Annotated in this window: 13 protein-coding genes; 6 read left to right on the forward strand and 7 right to left on the reverse strand. The window is 52.2% G+C overall.

All coding sequences use genetic code 11. From position 1 onward, the window contains the following. Positions 1-2 precede the first annotated feature (2 nt). Positions 3-806 carry a gamma-glutamyl-gamma-aminobutyrate hydrolase gene (gene puuD, locus ACM615_RS16045; RefSeq protein WP_129638019.1) on the reverse strand — a complete coding sequence of 268 codons (804 nt, stop codon included), beginning with the start codon at positions 804-806 and terminating at the stop codon, positions 3-5. 392 nt (positions 807-1,198) lie between these two features. Here puuD and ACM615_RS16050 point away from each other — a divergent pair, with 392 nt between their 5' ends. Together ACM615_RS16050 and ACM615_RS16055 are read left to right on the forward strand one after the other, a co-directional pair. Beyond that, a complete protein-coding gene (locus tag ACM615_RS16050; protein ID WP_129639393.1) occupies positions 1,199-2,617 on the forward strand; it encodes a glutamine synthetase family protein in 1,419 nt (472 codons plus the stop codon). 461 nt (positions 2,618-3,078) lie between these two features. Then, on the forward strand, positions 3,079-4,455 hold the full coding sequence (locus ACM615_RS16055; protein WP_112291930.1) for an APC family permease: 1,377 nt from the start codon (positions 3,079-3,081) through the stop codon (positions 4,453-4,455). A gap of 737 nt (positions 4,456-5,192) precedes the next feature. On the opposite strand, the gene sbcB is transcribed toward ACM615_RS16055, so the two are convergent. Together sbcB and ACM615_RS16065 are read right to left on the reverse strand one after the other, a co-directional pair. Then, positions 5,193-6,620, reverse strand: a complete 1,428-nt coding sequence (sbcB, locus tag ACM615_RS16060) for an exodeoxyribonuclease I (RefSeq protein WP_431012165.1) — start codon at positions 6,618-6,620, stop codon at positions 5,193-5,195. A 155-nt stretch (positions 6,621-6,775) separates the two neighbouring features. After that, complete coding sequence (locus ACM615_RS16065; RefSeq protein WP_129638021.1) at positions 6,776-7,834, reverse strand: glycosyltransferase family 9 protein; 1,059 nt, start codon at positions 7,832-7,834, stop codon at positions 6,776-6,778. Between the two features lie 255 nt (positions 7,835-8,089). Here ACM615_RS16065 and ACM615_RS16070 point away from each other — a divergent pair, with 255 nt between their 5' ends. Both ACM615_RS16070 and ACM615_RS16075 read left to right on the forward strand, forming a co-directional pair. Then, on the forward strand, positions 8,090-9,187 hold the full coding sequence (locus ACM615_RS16070; protein ID WP_431012166.1) for an FUSC family protein: 1,098 nt from the start codon (positions 8,090-8,092) through the stop codon (positions 9,185-9,187). 157 nt (positions 9,188-9,344) lie between these two features. Next, positions 9,345-9,677, forward strand: a complete 333-nt coding sequence (locus ACM615_RS16075; protein WP_013574907.1) for a DUF496 family protein — start codon at positions 9,345-9,347, stop codon at positions 9,675-9,677. A gap of 77 nt (positions 9,678-9,754) precedes the next feature. On the opposite strand, the gene ACM615_RS16080 is transcribed toward ACM615_RS16075, so the two are convergent. The 4 genes from ACM615_RS16080 to ACM615_RS16095 all read right to left on the reverse strand — a co-directional run bounded on the left by ACM615_RS16080 (position 9,755) and on the right by ACM615_RS16095 (position 15,242). Continuing rightward, on the reverse strand, positions 9,755-10,714 hold the full coding sequence (locus ACM615_RS16080; protein ID WP_431012167.1) for a D-2-hydroxyacid dehydrogenase family protein: 960 nt from the start codon (positions 10,712-10,714) through the stop codon (positions 9,755-9,757). 84 nt (positions 10,715-10,798) lie between these two features. After that, positions 10,799-12,772: a catecholate siderophore receptor CirA gene (gene cirA, locus ACM615_RS16085; protein WP_431012168.1), complete on the reverse strand. Its 1,974-nt coding sequence runs from the start codon at positions 12,770-12,772 to the stop codon at positions 10,799-10,801. A gap of 51 nt (positions 12,773-12,823) precedes the next feature. Further along, a complete protein-coding gene (locus ACM615_RS16090) occupies positions 12,824-13,930 on the reverse strand; it encodes an ABC transporter substrate-binding protein (RefSeq protein WP_431012180.1) in 1,107 nt (368 codons plus the stop codon). Between the two features lie 208 nt (positions 13,931-14,138). Then, on the reverse strand, positions 14,139-15,242 hold the full coding sequence (locus tag ACM615_RS16095) for an ABC transporter ATP-binding protein (RefSeq protein WP_129639764.1): 1,104 nt from the start codon (positions 15,240-15,242) through the stop codon (positions 14,139-14,141). 276 nt (positions 15,243-15,518) lie between these two features. Here ACM615_RS16095 and ACM615_RS16100 point away from each other — a divergent pair, with 276 nt between their 5' ends. Continuing rightward, on the forward strand, positions 15,519-16,745 hold the full coding sequence (locus ACM615_RS16100; RefSeq protein WP_431012169.1) for an extracellular solute-binding protein: 1,227 nt from the start codon (positions 15,519-15,521) through the stop codon (positions 16,743-16,745). 95 nt (positions 16,746-16,840) lie between these two features. After that, positions 16,841-18,142 (forward strand): carbohydrate ABC transporter permease, encoded by a 1,302-nt coding sequence (locus ACM615_RS16105; protein WP_132965653.1) that lies wholly within the window; start codon positions 16,841-16,843, stop codon positions 18,140-18,142. The last annotated feature ends 4 nt before the right edge of the window (positions 18,143-18,146 follow it).

Here is an 18,146-nt window from a genome sequence, read left to right on the forward strand (position 1 = left end):
GTTTATTCCTCTCGTGCGCTCCGGGCCTGATGGCCTTTGCGACAGGCAGCGATAAAAGCCTCAAACAGCTGGCGGGATACGGGATCCGTCAGACTGTGCCATTCCGGATGCCACTGCACACCAAGGGCAAACGGATGATTGCGGACACTCACGGCTTCCACCAGATTGTCCGGTGCGCGTGCTTCCACGGTCAGTACGTCGCCCAGACGGTTGGCTCCCTGGCCGTGAAGGGAGTTCACCTGAAACTGCTGATAATCGGGTAACAATTCTGAAAGTAAGCCACCGGGTTCAATATGCACCGGATGCACCAGCGCGTATTGCTCGTCATGTGGCAACGAAGTGTCTTCGCGGTGGTCCATATAGCCCGGCACGTCCTGCACTTTACGGTGCAAACTGCCGCCGGTAGCAACCACCAGTTCCTGCAATCCACGGCAGGCGGCGAACAGCGGGATTTTCTTCTCCAGCGTCGCACGGATTAACTGCAAACTCAGGCGGTCGCGGCCGGGATCGGCCAGATCCTCGACACCTTCTTCACCGTACTGATAGGGCTCAATATTGCTGGGGCTGCCGGTGAGGAAGATGCCGTCCAGACCGCGCAGAATCTGGTCTATCGCGCCTTCGCGTGCTGCCAGTTCATGCGGAAGACAGACGGGAAGGGCATCGGCATTAAAGATGGCGTCCAGATATTTTTCATGGACAGTCAGAGCAGGGTTTTCATCGACAGTGTTCTCACACATAACTACCCCAATGACCGGTCTGTAGCGCGTCTCTTTTCCCGTGGATGTCGTGGAAAATATATTGCCCATAATACCGCCTCGTTGAGTAGATGAATTTGCTGACAGCACGCGCCTCCCCGCACGAAACTGCTCAGAATATTGACCTGTTATTGACCAATTTAGCAGCGCTGTGGTCGCTTTTCAAACGGATATGTTGCGATAATGTAGGTGTTGCAAATAATTAATGTTAAGGCTAGGGTTAATCATATGGGTGCAAATGGCCGTTATTTTGAGCAATGAACGGTTTGAGCATACGGTTTGAGCATAAAAGGCTTGAGCACATTCGAGAGGATCGCGACAACATGAGAGCACTGCGTTGAACAGGGTAATGACCCGGTAAAGATAACCGGCTGGCATCATGGTGGTGCCTGATATGCCGGAAACCAGCAAATGGCGGAAAACCTATGCAAGCGACTGAACTGATGAACGAAATCAAGAAAGAGATTAGCGAACCCCTCGCTAAGCACGCTGAAGAGCGAAGTAGCGCGTTCCAGGATGAAGTAACTCAGTACCTGGAGCGTCACCCGCAAACCCTTCACGTCGACGTCCTGCTCACCGATCTCAATGGCTCCTTCCGCGGCAAACGCATTCCCGTCTCAGCACTCCGTAAACTCGAAAAAGGCTGTTATTTCCCGGCATCGGTTTTCGCCATGGACATTCTCGGTAATGTCGTGGAAGAAGCCGGATTAGGTCAGGAACTGGGCGAGCCCGACCGCACCTGTATCCCGGTTCCCGGCACCTTGACGCCCTCGGCTTCCGACCCTGAACATATCGGCCAGTTGCTTCTGACTATGCTTGACGAAGATGGCACTCCCTTTAACGTTGAACCACGCAATGTGCTGAACCATATCTGGCAAACATTGCGCCAGCGGGGCTTGTTCCCGGTGGTAGCGGTAGAGCTGGAGTTCTATCTGCTCGACAGGCAGCGCGATGCGGAGGGTTACATTCAGCCGCCGTGTACGCCGGGGACGCAGGAACGCAGCATGCATACTCAGGTTTATTCCGTCGATAATCTGGATCACTTTGCCGATGTGCTCAGTGACATTGACCGTCTGGCACACATTCAGGGATTACCTGCGGATGGCGCGGTGGCGGAATCTTCTCCCGGCCAGTTCGAAATCAATCTGCACCACAGCGAAAACATTTTGCGCGCCTGCGATTACGCCCTGATGCTCAAACGTCTGGTGCGGCTGGTCGCGGAAAATCACGATATGGACGCCACCTTTATGGCGAAACCGTATGACGAATATGCGGGCAGCGGGATGCACATCCATCTCAGCGTGCTCGACGACAACGGCAAGAACCTGTTTGCCGGTGCCGGTGGCGAAGATTCTGAGCTGATGAAACGCTCTCTCGCCGGAATGATTGCTTTAATGCCAGCCTCGATGGCGGTATTAGCGCCTAACGTCAATGCCTTCCGCCGCTTCCAGCCGGGCATGTATGTGCCGACGCAGGCGTCGTGGGGCCATAATAATCGTACCGTTGCACTGCGTGTCCCTTGCGGCGGAACTGCCGATCACCGTGTCGAATACCGCGTGGCCGGTGCTGATGCCAACCCGTATTTAGTGGTCGCCACCGTGCTGGCGGGCATGTTGCATGGACTGGATAACGACTTGCCGTTGCCAGAACCAGTGACCGGTAACGGTCTGGAACAGGAAGGTATTCCGCTGCCAATTCGCCAGAGCGATGCCCTGTATGATTTTGACGATCAGCCGGCGCTGAAAAAAATCCTTGGCGAGCGTTTCTCGCACGTTTATCACACCTGTAAATCGAACGAGTTGTTGCAGTTTGAACGGCGCGTGACGGAGACGGAGATAGACTGGATGCTCCGCAACGCGTAGCACGGTTAACGAATACGCGCATTATGTTCAATACTGGAAAAGAATTTGTAACGCAACGCGTCTGAATGTTGTCATTTATGCGTGATTTGTGCAAAATACGCCGCACTGCAGATAACCGACGCTTAAAGGCGCCGGTTATTTTTTTTATATATGCAGTACCCAAACTAATTCAACAGAGGCCGGACCCAGATCCGGATAGATAACAAGGTTCGTGTGCGATCCCAAATTAAAAACGGTCGCCACTATGAGGAAATGTAATATGGGGCAATACTTCAAACCTGTACCGGTGCCCGCCGGTACTACTTTCAGCTGCGGCCACATTCGCACAGCCTTCACCTCCGCGTTCAGCGACGTGAAGATCACTCCCCCGTTTACTGGTAATAACTCACGAAGTTTTCCCTGTACGTTGCTTTCAGAGGTGTTTAAGCGCCCGGTGTTTGCAATTCAGGGAGGGCTGAACCATGTCTGCTAATGCATCTGCCGCTCCGGCCACTCAGCGTGTACAACTGCGTAAAACCCTGACTCTGGTTCAGGTTGTGATGATGGGTCTTGCCTATCTGCAACCGATGACCATTTTTGATACGTTCGGCATTGTGTCCGGCCTGACCGATGGTCACGTCGCGACCGCGTATATTTTCGCGCTGATCGCCGTTCTGTTTACTGCCGTGAGCTACGGCAAACTGGTGCAACGTTTCCCGTCTGCCGGTTCTGCTTATACTTACGCGCAAAAAGCCATCAGCCCGCACGTCGGCTTTATGGTCGGCTGGTCATCACTGCTGGACTACCTGTTCATGCCGATGATCAACATCCTGCTGGCGAAAATTTACCTGGAAGCCATCTTCCCGGGCGTACCATCATGGATATTCGTGGTGGCGCTGGTCGGCATGATGACCGCGTTCAACCTGCGCGGCATCAAGGTCGTTGCCAACCTGAACAGCATCATTGTAGTGGTGCAGGTGGCGATCATGGTGGTGTTCCTGGGTCTGTTAGTCCGTGGCGTTTACATGGGCGAGGGCATGGGCACGCTGGCGACCACCAAGCCGTTCTTCAGTGAGAATGCGCACGTGGTGCCGATGATCACCGGGGCGACCATTCTGTGCTTCTCGTTCCTGGGCTTCGACGGTATCAGTTCGTTGTCAGAAGAAACGCCAAACGCGGGCAAAGTCATCCCGAAAGCGATTTTTCTGACCGCGCTGATTGGCGGCATCATCTTCGTCGTGGTGTCTTACTTCCTGCAACTGTACTTCCCGGACATTTCGCGCTTTAAAGATCCGGACGCGTCACAGCCCGAAATCATGCTGTATGTGGCAGGCAAGTTCTTCCAGTCCGTCATTTTGTGCTTCAGCTGTGTGACCGTTCTGGCATCGGGTATGGCGGCGCACGCTGGTGTTTCGCGTCTGCTGTATGTGATGGGCCGTGATGGCGTGTTCCCGGAAAAACTGTTCGGTTATGTGCATCCGAAATGGCGTACCCCGACGTTCAACGTCCTGCTGGTCGGCGCTGTGGCGATGTCTGCGGTGACCTTTGATCTGGTGACGGCGACTGCGCTGATTAACTTTGGTGCGCTGGTGGCATTCACCTTCGTGAACCTGTCGGTGATTTCGCAGTTCTACATCCGTGAAAAACGTAACCGTACGCTGAAAGATCACATCAACTATCTGGTCTTACCGGTGATAGGTGCGCTGACCGTCGGTGCGCTGTGGCTGAACCTGGAATCGAGTTCGATGACATTGGGCTTAGTCTGGGGCGCGATTGGCCTTGGGTATCTGGCGTTTATCACTAATGCGTTTCGCAAGCAGCCACCGCAGATGAGCGGGGAGATTGCACCGGAAGCTTGATTTTTGCCCTTTGAAAAGGGCAGGAAACTTTCTTTGCAGATGGCCGCTGCAATGGCGGCTCTACTTTGCAGCAAGCCTCTGCAAAAGAGGCTTTTAAAGTAGCTTAGTGAAAGTTTCGGTTTTTCAACAACGGTTGTCATACAGCTTTTCGCGCCGAAACCGACGAGAGAGGAAAGTGCTTTTCCTCTCTCGACTCTCCTCGCTTTTTTCACTGCGCGCTTCGCTTGTTACAATGTTTCAGGTGCTATTGCGACAGGCTGGAAATCTTGCCGCTGCGCGGTACCTTCTCTCGGTCTTCGAGCCAAAGGTCTCGAAGCCGCTCCGTTCAGCAAGATTTCTGAACCGCCCGCACGATCTTAAATTCATAGGCAAACGGTTTTTATCTTTTAGAAATGTTGATTGGCGCGATCAAAAATGGCACCGAATGAACGGTTCGAGACCAGAGGCTCGAATCCTGAAGTTCGGGAATCGCATAGCGATGACATTTTGCGCCATTCACTATTGCCACAGGATATGTCCGTCGTGCCAGCGATAGCGCGCAGTAAAAAAGCGGGGAGGAATCCAAAGGAGGGAAAGCACTTCCCTCCTTTGGGCGGTTTCGGCGCAACGAATTAAGTGATCACTGCACGTGAGAAACCGAAATTTACTCGGTCAGTTTTTAACGATGGGTACTCACTGCTTTTGAAAAACCGAAATTTTCACTATTCCAGAAGGGGTTGTTGGGGAATCCCCAAAAATTAACCCACCAGTTTCTTCCCATATTCAAACAGCGCCTTGAGAAGCGCCATCTTCTCAACATCCCCCTCATGCAAGTTATACAGCGCCTCAAGCTCTAACGCATAATTCTGAAAACGTTCGTCAGTGAGCTTCGTCTGCCGGTGCAGAATCCATCGCTTTTGCTCGGCATCCGTCAGCGTGGCAGGGTAGTTGCGCGCACGGAAACGGAACAACAGCGGCTCAATGCGGGAATCGTTAAAGGTCAGATCCAGCGCCGGAAGATTCTCCGGGCGGGTTTCCAGAATGATGCGCATCGCGGCGCGGTCGGCATCGCTGAAGAAACCGTCGTACAAACGGGCATCCACATCATCGGACGGTGTAAATGGTTCGGCTTCGGCAAACATCGTGACCACTTTCTCACGTACCTGCGGGTTCTGACGCAGCAGTTGCAGATTCTCAAGACAGCGCTGACGATCTATGCCCAGACGTTCGGCATTTTCCGGCAACAGCGTTTTTGCCGGTGCCAGCACCGGACATTTATTGATATGTACCAGCTTAATCGGCAGCGGAGATTGCCCGGCCTGTAACGCGTCGCGGCGGCTGTACAAACGCTCGCGCATTTCATCAGGATTGAGATCTAACAGCGTCGACATATCACCGGCCAGATCGCACATGATCACAGCGTTCTTGTTTTCGGGATGCCATGCCAGCGGCGCGACCCACGCGGTATTGCCGCGCGCGGCACCAAACATACCGGAAACATGCACCAGCGGGGCCATCGAGGGAATGTCGATCAGCGTATTCAGCTTATGCTTGCTGCGGTGTTCGAGCAAAAAGCTAAACAGACGTGGCTGCGCCTGTTTCACCAGCTTCGCCATCGCAATCGTAGCGTACACGTCGGCCATCGCGTCGTGCGCATTCTCGTGTTCAATGCCGTTGGCTTTGGTCAGATGTTCGAGGCGGAAACTCGGGAAACCGTCATCATTTTCCGGCCAGTTGATGCCTTCGGGGCGCAGCGCATAACAGGCACGCATCACGTCCAGCAAATCCCAGCGGGAATTGCCGTTCTGCCAGCTGTAGGCATAAGGGTCGTAAAAGTTGCGATAAAGGATATTACGGCTGACTTCATCATCGAAACGGATATTGTTATATCCGACAATGCAGGTGCCCGGTACGCTGAAGGCTTTATGGATCTGCGCTGTGAACTCAGCTTCGATCACGCCGCGTTCCAGCGCGATTTGCGGGGTAATACCCGTGATCATCACCGCTTCCGGTTCTGGCAGATAATCATCAGAAGGGCGGCAATAAATGACCAGCGGTTCTTCAATGATATTGAAATCTTCGTCGGTTCTGACACCGGCAAACTGCGCCGGTCTGTCCAGCGCCGGATTCTTGCCGAAAGTCTCATAGTCATGAAAATAGAAGGTTTTTTGCGGTTTATCTGACATTAGTTAAGCAGGCCTTATTCAGTCGAAGGCACTTTACGCCAGCGTGATATTTCTGCGAGTCACGCGTGCAAAGCAAAGAGGAAATCACTGCCACAGAGAATACCATGGCTGAGGAAGATACTGAATGTTGGCAGGTTACGTGCGGTTCAGGAACCTCAGTAGCCCGACGTTTCCAGCGCGGCGACGAGGGTTTCGGAGGTTATCTGATCAACGCGCTTGCCCGGAGACAAAATCTGGGTGGCTTTATCATAATCCGGCCCCCACACAATATTGTTCTGATATCCCTGACCATACACTTTGTTGTTGTATAAACAGATAAGATTTTTATTATAAACCTTACACAAATGCACCACGGAAGTGTCGGGGGAAATAACCAAATCAGCGGCTTTAATCAGCGCGGCAGCATGCAGGAAAGAAGGGGACGAGAATTTAATTCCTGAAGCATTATCTATTTTTTCCAGCTGAGCCGGGGTGCCGATATACACCACCGTATTTTGAGCGTCTTTCGCCAGATAAGTTGTTATTCCTGCCAGTTGAGCCGGTGACATATCGCGGGCTTGCTCGGTGGAGTATGGATTAATGACCACTAATTTTCCCGGACTCAGCGTGCTTAAAAACTGTGCGGTTGTGGCTTCAATCTCTGCCGGAATAGTCAGCGCATATTGCCACACAGGATCCGTATAGCCCAGCGTATTAAGAACGGCTCTGTGACGCCAGCTGGTATGGTTATGCGGCTGATGGTAATCGATTGATATATCGTAAATCTTGTATTGTTTCTGGTTCAGCGTCAGTGCAATTTTCGGATTCAGCGCTTTAATGATTTTAAATCTGAGCGGGCTTAAATGGTTTTTATCATTGATATCAATCAGCAGGTCATAGGATTTAACCGGCATCTTTTTCAGGTCACTGGTTTTTTCAAAAACAATCACACTGTCGACCAGCGGTGAATGCTCGAAAATAAATGCCGTTCTTTTTTCGCACAGCATAGTGATGTTGTGCCCCTGCTGATGTAAGGCATTGACCAGGCCGCTCATGACAATCGCATCGCCAATACCAAACGCATTGCAGAGCATGACGATATTCATCTTCTCTGAGAAGGGTGCCGGTTCGCGACGTTTTATTTTATCGAGGAATAATAACTGGGCGTCGAGTTTGACTTTTTTCAGGAAAATATTCTTTTTCCTGTTTAAATGCCTGAGTTTTTTAAACGCCATTCCTTGAATTTCCTAATTTAAGCAAGATGAAAATATTTCATAACATATTATAACTGTCAGAATTATTTTCTGATTTTACCTAGCCGCAATCCGCCAAGTCAATCTTGCCCCCGGCGCCTTTCACGTTTAACTGCATTCCTTTCCTCATTTTCCACTATCAATCGGCCAAAACCCTGACATAACCGGGGTGAATGCCTGTGGTAACTCGGCTAAACTACTGCCTACTTTGAATTCAAGCCTTACGGCAGGCCTAACGTGCGTCTCGACAAGAAAATTTCTCCGCTGGATAACGTCATTTACCGTAATTACCGCATTACTCACGGGCTGCGTATCGCCGTGGCATTTTTGCTGACTTTTGTGATCGTGCGTCTGACTGAAATCCCCGAGGGCACCTGGCCGCTGATCACCATGGTTGTGGTGATGGGGCCGATTTCGTTTTGGGGAAACGTCGTTCAGCGCGTGCTTGAGCGTATCAGCGGAACCGTTTTAGGCTCGGCTTCAGGGCTGATTGCCTTATGGCTCGAACTGTATTCCTTTCCGCTGATGATGGTGTGGTGCGCTGTGGTGATGTTTGTCAGCGGCTATCTGACCCTCGGTAAACGCCCTTATATGGCGCTGTTGATAGGTATTACGCTGGCGGTGGTCTGTGGCGCAGGGCCGGGTGATATGAATACCGCGCTGTGGCGTTCCGGCGATGTGATTTTCGGTTCCCTGCTGGCGCTGCTTTTCGCCAGTATTTATCCGCAGCGTGCGTTTATTCACTGGCGTATACAGATGGCCGATTACCTGATGTCGCTGAATAAACTCTACAGCGCGTGGTTGTCGCCGAACATGCTCGAGCGTCCGCATCTGCACGGTAAAATGAAAACGTCTATGAGCCAGATGATCAAGATGCGTTCGCTTTTCGCGCCTGCCAGTAAAGAATCACATATTCCCCGCGAAGTGTTTGACGCAATCCAGACGCTGAGTCGCAATCTGCTGTGTACGCTGGAACTGCTGGCCGATGCTTACTGGAGTTCACGCGAAAGCCACTTCCTGATGCTCAACGCCCGCACCTTGCGCAGTGCGCAGTTGCTGATGCTCAGCACGCTGGAAAAACTCAGTCTGATGCTGATGAACGGTACGAAGGGTGATGAGCTGACTATCAATCATCAGCTCAATGAATCTGCTGAAGAACTGAAAGCGCTGATGGCAGAAATGAACGCGGTAAATCATCTGGAAGCGCAGGTCTACGGTTATGTATGGCTGAGCGCGCAGGTGGCGGAACAACTGAAGTCTATGGGCGACCTCATCACCATGACGATGCAGAAAGAAGAAGCTCAAATAAACAGCGTTAAAACAACGAAAGCATGAAGGGATTTTTGTCTGTGGCCTAAAACGGGTAAGATGAAGCCATTGGACGATTATCTGAGCTCGCAGGCCAGTGTTTGCTACGCTACTCTTCAGGTGGCAAAAACGGGTTGCGACAAGTCAGTCACTGAATCTGTGTAACTTAATCGAAGGTGTTAAAATGGACAATATCAATAAGCCGAGTTTCCAGGACGTTCTGGAGTTTGTGCGCATTTTCCGTCGTAAAAACAAATTACAACGCGAAATTGCTGACAACGAGAAGAAAATCCGTGACAACCAGAAACGTGTTCTGCTGCTCGACAACCTGAGCGATTACATCAAGCCAGGGATGAGCATCGACGAAATCCAGGCAATCATTGCCAGCATGCGCGGCGACTATGAAGATCGTGTAGATGATTACATCATCCGTAATGCAGACCTGTCGAAAGAACGTCGTGAAATGTCCAAAAAGCTGAAAGCGATGGGCGAAATCAAAGCCAACGAAACCAAGTAATTTCGTCGCTTCTCAAAGCAAAAACCGGGTTGATACCCGGTTTTTTTACGCCTGTGATTTACGTTCAGGATTAAGCCTTATTCCAAAACCCTTACAGGTTTACCGGCCAGAAACGCCTGAATATCTTCCACGGCTTCGGTGAAATACACCTGATAATTGCCATCGGAAACGTAGCCCAGATGCGGCGTCGCCAGTACGTTGGGTTGTGTTCTGAAAGGGTGGTCAGCGGGCAGCGGTTCGACATCAAACACATCCACCCCGGCACCGGCAATCACACCGTTTTGCAACGCATCAAGCAGGGCGGGCTGATCAACAATCGCGGCGCGTGAGGTATTGATCAGCAGAGCGGAGGCTTTCATCTGCGCCAGTTCCTGCGCACCCAGCAAGTTGCGCGTGCGGTCGCCGAGCACCAGATGAATGGACACCACGTCGCTGGTTCGCAGCAACTCTTCTTTAGATGCGCATAACGTCACGCCATGTTCTGCGGCGCGTTCTGCGGTCAGGTTCTGGCTCCAGGCACAGACGTCCATGCCAAACGCTTTCGCTATCTGCGCCACTTTCTGACCAATCTTCCCCAGCCCCAGCAGACCCAGTCGCTTGCCGCTCAGGCCAAAACCGACCGTGCTTTGCCACGGGCCGTTCTGGCGCAGCGCATTATTTTCTGTGACCAGATGCCGCGCCAGCCCGAGGATCAGTGCCCAGGTCAGCTCAACCGGCGCGGCCTGTCCGCTGCCGGTACCGCAAACGGTCACGCCATGTTTTTTTGCCGCAGCCAGATCTATCGACGCATTGCGCATACCCGAGGTAATCAGGAGTTTCAGCTTGGGCAGACGGGCAAACAACGCTGCGGTGAACGGCGTTCGCTCACGCATAATCACCACAATCTCAGCGTCTTTCAGGGTTTGGGTCAGCGCGTTTTCATCAGTGATATGTTCTGTCAGCGCGCGGCATTCTACCTGCGGCGTCAGTGAGTGCCAGTCAGCCAGCGAAAGGGAAACGTTCTGGTAATCATCAAGAATGAGGCATTGCAGTGGCATGGAAATCCCTTATCTGAAAATAATGATAAAGAGATATAGCACTGAAACAGCCGGGACGTGAAGTGTCCCGGCCTGAGGTTATTGTCAGAAACTGTAATCGACAGCAGCGAAATATCTGCGACCATCTTCGTTATAACTGTAGTCGTCGCGGTTGAGATCTTTATCGGTCAGATTCAGCACCCCGGCGCGTATTTTCACTGCTTTATTCACCGCATACGAACCGCCGGTGTTCCAGATGGTGTATCCGCCAGGCGTGGCGTTGCCGTCAGTGACGGTGCGGCTTTTGCCTTTATAGTTGGCGGAAAGATAGAAGCTCCAGGCATCCACCGGTTTCCAGTCGAGCGTCGCATTGCTGGTGTGGAACGGCAGTTCGGACAACGGTTTGTTGCCGCCGTTACTCAGGTCGCGGGCGTCGTTGTAGGTGTAATTCAGCTTGAGGTTCAGCTGGTCGGTTAGCGGTAAACCAAGCTCGGTTTCAAGTCCGCGGATCCTTGCTTTATTCACGTTGTAATACTGGAAGATCGGATTGCCGCTGGCGTCGAAACCAGCAAAGTTCTGATAGGTCGGTGCCAGACTGCGGTTGGCGGTACGGATAACCGTGATCATGTCGTCGATGTCATTCTGGAACACCGTCGCACTGGCGGTCACGTCTTCCAGCAAGCCTTCCTGACCGGCGTAATACAGGCCGAATTCCACGCTTTCGCTGGTTTCTGCTTTCAGATCCTTACTGCCGACCACGTTACAACTTCCGCGGCAGGAGGTGCTTTGCCAGTCCGGGCTGAGCTGTAACAGAGAGGGCGCTTTGAAGGCTGATGCCCAGCCGCCTTTCATCGTCACGGTGTCGGTGGCGTTGTATACCAGATAAGCACGGGGACTCCAGTTGACGCCGTAGTTTTCGTGGTCATCCATGCGCACGCCGCCGGTCAGCGCCAGATTTTCGAACATCCGCCACTCATCTTCCAGGAACAGCGCGTACTGATTAGCCTGCGTGCTGCCGCCGTTTTTCATGTTCACGCCGTCTTCCAGTTTGTCGTTGCGGTATTCGCCGCCAAACGTCAGGAACTGGTTGTAATCGCCGAGCGGGATCACTACTTTGCCATCGAGGGAGTTGTTTTTCGAGGTGATGGTTTCGGCGTTTTTGTTCTCAATGTTTTCACCGTAGAAACGCAGTTCGGTATTCGCTAAGCCCCAGCGACCATTATGGCCGAGCGAGTAGTTTTCGCGTTCAATACGGTTTTTATCCAGTGTGTCGGAATCGCGATCCTGACGGTCCATCCCGTAACCGAAGGTGATGTCCTGATCTTCATCCGGCGTCAGCGAGAATTCGACGTTGGCGTTGCGCGACGTGTAACCTTCGATACGTGGCTGACCGGTGCTGCCGCTGGCGGAACTGGCCTGATCTTTCTCGCGTTTACCGAGCGCCCCGTAAACTTTCACGCCCAGTAAATCGTCAACCAGCGGGCCGCTGGCGAAGAAGTTACCGTTGCCGCTGTCGCCGCGATCGCGGTGTTCCTGAACGGTGGTGTCGGCGCTGAGCGTGCCGTGCCACTTTGTGCCGACTTTGCGGGTGATGATGTTGACCACGCCACCCAGCGCGTCAGAGCCATATAAGGAAGACATCGGACCGCGCACCACTTCGATACGTTCGATAGATTCAGCGGGGATCCAGCTCAGATCGAAATCGTTATGGCGGAAAACCGCGTTGCGGGAGTTGACTCGTTTGCCATCAACCAGAATCAGGGTATAGCCGCTGCCCAGCCCCCGGATGCTGACGCCCTGACGGTTGTCACTTTCATTAGTGATTTGCACGCCGGGAACATCTTTCAGCACGTCTTTGAGGTTTTGTACCGGTTTCTTTTGCAGATCTTCGCGGGTGATCACGCTGATACTGGCGGGGGCATCTTTAAGATTTTGTTCGATGGAGGAGGCTGTCACCACCATCTGATCTTCTTTTTCTTTGACTTCGCTGGTGTCTTCCGCCATCACCGGCATCGCGGCAGCAATCAGTTGTGCGAGCAGCCCGGCTTTAACCGCCGGTGTAAATTTAACCTTAGCCATTTCTTCTCTCCGTGAGATAAAAAGCCCCGGCAGCCCGGGGCAGCGTCCCTTTTACTCTGTCCAGTAAGTGCCGGTCGGTTCGACGGCGAGGAACTGTTTATAAAGTTGTTTTTGAGTTTGCTGCGGGTTGAGATCGGCAAACTTCTGCGGATAAAACGCTTTGGCGAAGACCTGCACGGCCAGCACGTTATACGGGGAATTGTAATAGTTGTGCCAGATGCCAAAACTGCGGCCATCTTCGACAGCTTTCAGGGTACTGATGCCCTTACGCGCCAGCAGCGGTTTCAGACTGGCGCTCGCCTGTTCCGGCGTGGTCTGCGCGCCCAGCACTAAACCGGCGGGTTGCGGATCGCCAGCTTTTGCTGGTTTACCGCCACCGCTGACCAGATACACATCAGGCCGCGAAGCGATGACTTTTTCCAGATTCACCTGACCGAGAGGACCCGGCAGCAAAGGTTTGGCGATATTCACGCCGCCCGCCTGATCGATAAAATCACCCATATTTCCGTTACCCGCTGAGCGGCAGCATTCATCCGCCGTCGAGGCGCGCAGTTCGATAAACACCTTGGGTTTATCCTGCTCAGGAATGTCTTTGGTCACATCGGTGACGCGTTTGATGTTGTCCTGATAGAAGCGGATATAGTCCTGCGCCTGTTGCTCGCGGTTCAGCACTTTGCCCAGCAGTTCCATACTTGGCAGGGTGTTTTTCAGCGGAGAAGTGCGGAAATCCACAAACACCACCGGCACACCGGCTTTCTGAAGCTGGTTCACCAGCTCACTTTCTTTGCCCGGTCCGTGGCCTGATAAACCAAAGATCGCCAGCTGCGGATTCAGCGTCAGCACTTTTTCCGGACTGATGCTGTCAGCGCTGGTATTGCCAATCAGCGGGATTTTGTCGATTTGCGGGAATTTCGCCTGATAGGTCGCGTAGGTTTGCGGATCAAGCTTACGGAAATCTCCCTGCCAGCCGACAATGCGGTCGAAAGGTTTCTGGCCTTCGAGCAGGGAAAGGGCGAAGAACAACCGGCCTTCTCCGAGCACAACGCGCTGAACATCATCCGGCACAGTCACCGTGCGCCCGGCAATATCTGTCACGGTGACAGCCTGCGCCGTAACGCTTATCACACCGAGCGTAAGCCCGGCTAATCCGCCCGCCATTCGTTTACCGCACAGCGTAGTGAAAAGATTATGCTGAAAATTCATCTTCTTCCGATTCCTTTACGTTTCCCTGAAGAGGCGCTAACAATAAAAGAAACGATAACGATTATCAATGCGGTTTACATTTGAAGAGGGGAAGGAAGCCGAGGAGGGTAAAACCGCCCGGCTGGGGCGGTCCTGAGCTTTCTGAAACGTGGAATGAAAAAAATTAATGCAGATGTGAAAGGCTGGGCGCGCTGATGCGCAGACCGTCTTCGCTGAAGACCATGCAACGTTTGGCGTCAAACCAGGTGGTCAGACTCTGATAAGGGTTGAAGGCCATGTCGCCCGGCAGCAGCATTTTAAAACCGTCGGTGCCGTAACACTGACCGAACAGATAGGTGCTGTTCCCAAGCCGCTCAACCACTTCGCAGTTAAATTCCAGCACGTTTTCGGTTTCCTGCGACAGCAGATGTTCAGGACGAATGCCGAGCGTGACTTTATCGCCTGCGGCCAGTTCACGGGTGCTCAGCGCCAGTGACAGGGTTTTCTCCGGCGTCAGTCGCACATCAAGCCGCTCCGGCTGCCAGCTCAGCACCTCCGCAGGCAGGAAATTCATCTTCGGCGAGCCGATAAATCCGGCCACAAACTGATTTACCGGGTTGTAGTAAAGATCCATCGGTGCGCCCATCTGCTCGACTTTGCCGTAGTTCATTACCACGATTTTATCGGCCAGCGTCATGGCTTCGGTCTGGTCGTGCGTCACGTAGACCATGGTGGTTTTCAGTTCCTGATGCAGTTTGGATATGTGTAAACGCATATCCACACGCAGTTCGGCATCGAGGTTAGACAGCGGTTCATCGAACATAAACACCTGCGGATTTCGCACGATGGCGCGACCGATGGCGGTGCGCTGGCGCTGACCACCGGAAAGCTGTTTCGGTTTTCTGTCCAGCAGATGAGAAAGCTGCAAAGTTTTGGCGACCATCTCAACCTGATGGCGGATTTCTTCTTTCGGCACACCGTTCACTTTCAGGCCGTAACCCATGTTTTCAGCAATCGTCATGTGCGGATACAGCGCGTAAGACTGAAACACCATCGCCACACCACGCCGTGAAGGGTCGACGTCATTCACCCGCTGCTCGCCAATGTAAACGTCTCCTTCCGTAATATCTTCCAGCCCGGCAATCATGCGCAGCAGGGTGGATTTCCCGCACCCGGACGGCCCGACGAAAACGGTGAATTCGCCGTCCTCAATATCAATGTTGATGCCATGCAACGTCACTGTTTTATCGAAACGTTTGACCACATTTTTAAGTCTGATGCTGGACATGTTTGACCTCATAAAGAATTCATACCGCTGATGTTTCGGACTATAACCACCTTGTGTAAGCGTTTGCACAAGCGGGTTCGAATTTTGGAGAGAAGATCACACAATGCGCATCTTTTTGTAGTGATTTATGGCTCGTAAGTTTAACGTATAACATAGTTTTTATGACGGCATTAACCATCAATAAATCAGGTTTTAACGGGTTTTTAATGTTAATGATGGATTTGGTGTCGCTGCGTATCCTACAAAAATGTTATACCTTCACATTCAGGAGCAACAATGAAAATTACACACCTTACTGCCCTGGTACTGATGTCATTAAGTCTCAGCAGTCAGGCCGTCCGGGCAGCAGAGGGACAGTTACTTGTCTGGGAAGATATTAAGAAATCTTCCGGTATTTCCGATGCGGTGAAAGATTTTGAAAAAGAGAACAACGTCAAAGTCGTTGTGCAGGAAACGCCTTATGCACAACAAACGGAGAAATTACGTCTGGATGGTCCGGCGGGAATTGGCCCCGACGTGGTGGTCATTCCCAATGACCAGGTAGGCACGGCGGTGGTGCAGGGATTACTGGCACCGCTGACCCTTGATAAAGCGTTTACCGACAGCTTTACGCCATCGGCGATTAACGCATTTCAGCTGAAAGGCCAGACCTACGGCGTGCCGAAAGCGGTGGAAACGCTGGTGCTGATTTACAACAAAAATTTGCTGCCACAGGCTCCGGCGACGCTCGACGAGTATTACACCTTCTCCAAAGAAGAGCGGGCGAAAGGTAAATACGGCCTGCTGGCCAAGTTTGACGAAGTGTATTACGCCTATGGTGCGATGGCTTCCATGGGCGGCTATATCTTCGGTAAGGATGGTAAAGGCGAAATCAACGTTGAAGATATCGGCCTGAACAAACCGGGCAGCATCGAAGCCATTACTTACCTGAAAAAATTCTATGCCGACGGATTATTCCCGGCGGGGATTGTCGGTGATAACGGCCTGAATGCCATCGATTCGCTGTTTACTGAGAAGAAAGCGGCCGCGGTGATCACCGGCCCGTGGGCATTCCAGCCGTATGAAGCGGCGGGCATCAACTACGGCGTGAAAGCGCTTCCGCTGTTGCCGAATGGCAAACCGATGAGTTCATTCCTCGGCGTGAAAGGTTATGCGGTCTCGACCTACAGCAAGCAAAAACCGCTGGCCGAGAAATTCATCACCTTCATCAACCAGCCGAAGTACGCCAAGGTGCGTTACGAAGTGACCAAGGAAATCCCGGCACTGACGGCGCTGGTTAACGATCCGATGATTAAAAACGATGAAAAAGCCAACGCGGTAGCCGAGCAGTCAACCCGCGCCACGGCGATGCCGGGTGTACCAGAAATGCAGGAAGTCTGGGGCCCGGCTAACAACGGTATCCAGCTGGGTGTGACCGGCAAACAACCGGTTGACGCCGCCCTCAACGACGCGGTGAAAAATATCCAGATGCAAATCGAGGCAGCGAAAGCCAGCAACGAGTAATCCGTTAAACGCAATTATTTTGGTTAAACACCCGTACTTCTGAAAGGAGGGCGTGAATTCACGCCCTCACCAGTGAAAGGAACATCTTTGTGTCTATGCGTCTTCATGAGGAAAACCAGGCGCCACTCTCCGCCAGCCACCATGCACCGGTGGCGCTGGCTGTGGCGCTGATCCCCGGTTTTGGGCAGTTCTATAACCGGCAATGGGCCAAGGGAATACTGTTTTTTATCATTCTTATTTGTTTCGCCGGCGTGTTCTATGATTTCCTGCGTCAGGGATTATGGGGTTTATATACGCTGGGCGAAGAAGTGCCGCGTGATAACTCGATATTCCTGTTAGCCAAAGGCATTATCAGCGTATTGATTGGTGCGTTCGGCGTGGGCTTTTATTACTGGAGTCTGCGCGACGCCTGGGCAAACGGCAAACGTCGCGATCAGGGGTTGGAATTACCCAGCGTGCGCAAGCAATATCATTTACTGCTGCGTGAAGGTTTTCCGTATTTAATGATTACGCCGGGCTTTATTTTGCTGGTGTTTGTAGTGGTCTTCCCGATTATATTCGGTTTCTCGATTGCGTTTACCAATTACAATTTGTATCACACGCCACCGGCTAAATTAGTCGACTGGGTGGGGTTCAAAAACTTTATTAATATCTTCACGCTGAATATCTGGCGCTCGACATTGCTGGACGTCTTGCAATGGACGGTGGTCTGGACGGTGCTGGCGACCACACTGCAATGTACGGTAGGCGTGATGCTGGCAATTCTGGTGAACCAGAAAGATTTGCGTTTCAAGGCGCTGATCCGCACCGTACTGATTTTGCCGTGGGCGGTGCCGGGCTTTGTCACCATTCTGGTGTTTGCCGGTATGTTCAATGACTCGTTTGGGGTGATTAACAACGGCATTCTGGCTGCTTTGGGTATTGAACCGAAAGCCTGGCTGACGGATCCGTTCTGGACCAAAACCGCGCTGATCATGATGCAGACCTGGCTGGGTTTCCCGTTTGTATTTGCGATGACCACCGGCGTATTGCAGGCTATTCCCAACGATTTATATGAAGCGGCGACCATGGACGGGGCAAGTACCTGGAAGAAACTGAAAACCATTACGTTGCCGCTTGTCTTATATTCCATTGCGCCAATTATTATCACGCAATACACCTTCAACTTTAATAACTTCAATATTATCTATCTGTTTAATAATGGTGGCCCGGCAGTGGCCGGTTCTAATGCAGGCGGAACGGATATTCTGGTGTCGTGGATATATAAACTCACCATGTCATCTTCGCAATATGCCATAGCCGCGACTATTACGATTTTGCTGTCGATATTTGTGGTCGGTATTGCGCTGTGGCAATTCCGCTCAACCAATTCCTTTAAACAAGATGATATGGCGTAACCGG

The organism is Rahnella sp. PAMC25617, from assembly GCF_050606005.1.
Lineage (GTDB): Bacteria > Pseudomonadota > Gammaproteobacteria > Enterobacterales > Enterobacteriaceae > Rahnella > Rahnella variigena.